This is a genomic window from Streptococcus sp. HMSC10E12, assembly GCF_001807855.1.
Classification (GTDB): domain Bacteria; phylum Bacillota; class Bacilli; order Lactobacillales; family Streptococcaceae; genus Streptococcus; species Streptococcus salivarius.
The window spans coordinates 9,050-10,180 of the sequence record NZ_KV791096.1 but is presented as its reverse complement, the minus strand read 5'-3'; the positions used below and the strand labels follow the sequence as shown (position 1 = coordinate 10,180).

The 1,131-nt window shown below is 43.8% G+C and carries 1 protein-coding gene; it reads right to left on the bottom strand.

Annotated elements, in window-relative coordinates; genetic code table 11:
* The coding region (locus tag HMPREF3112_RS11510; RefSeq protein WP_371106354.1) for a Rib/alpha-like domain-containing protein at positions 1-1,131 on the bottom strand (1,131 nt) is incomplete at both ends.

Sequence of the window (1,131 nt, the reverse complement as noted above, 5' to 3'; positions counted from 1 at the left end):
CAAAGGTTGTTCCACTTGGTAGGTCTGAGACATTTCCGATTGAACCTTTAGCATCTGGTGTTTCGCCCTTGTTTACTGTTTGATCCTTAGGCGTTGGTGTATTCTTATCTGCATCCGTACGTGGATCTTTAACAGTTACCTTAACTGGTACTTCATCCTTAGAACCGTCTGGATAAGTGACAACAACTGTTGCGTCTTTTTCACCAGCTGTTGTTGTATCTACTGGTGTCTTGTATTCAAAGGTTGTTCCACTTGGTAGGTCTGAGACATTGCCGATTGAACCTTTAGCGTCTGGTGTTTCGCCTACGTTAATGGTTTGATCTTTAGCAGTCGGTGTATTCTTATCCGCATCTGTGCGTGGATCTTTAACAGTTACCTTAACTGGTACTTCATCCTTAGAACCGTCTGGATAAGTGACAACAACTGTTGCGTCTTTTTCACCAACTGTTGTTGTATCTACTGGTGTCTTGTACTCAAATGTAGTGCCATTTGGTAGATCTGAAACATTGCCAATTGAACCTTTAGCATCTGGTGTTTCGCCGATGTTAACAGTTTGATCCTTAGCTGTTGGCGTGTTCTTATCCGCATCTGTGCGTGGATCTTTAACAGTTACCTTAACTGGTACTTCATCCTTAGAACCGTCTGGGTAAGTCACAACGACTGTTGCGTCCTTCTCACCAGCTGTTGTTGTATCTACTGGTGTCTTGTATTCAAAGGTTGTTCCACTTGGTAGGTCTGAGACATTGCCGATTGAACCTTTAGCGTCTGGTGTTTCGCCTACGTTAACGGTTTGATCCTTAGCAGTCGGTGTATTCTTATCCGCATCCGTACGTGGATCTACGACAGTTACCTTAACTGGTACTTCGTCTTTAGAGCCATCTGGGTAAGTCACAACAACAGTAGCGTCTTTTTCACCAACTGTTGTTGTATCTACTGGTGTCTTGTACTCAAAGGTTGTTCCGCTTGGAAGGTCGGAAACGTTACCAATTGAACCTTTAGCGTCTGGTGTTTCACCGATGTTAACGGTTTGATCCTTAGCTGTTGGTGTGTTCTTATCAGCATCCGTACGTGGATCTACGACTGTCACCTTAACTGGAACTTCATCCTTAGAACCGTCTGGATAAGTGACAA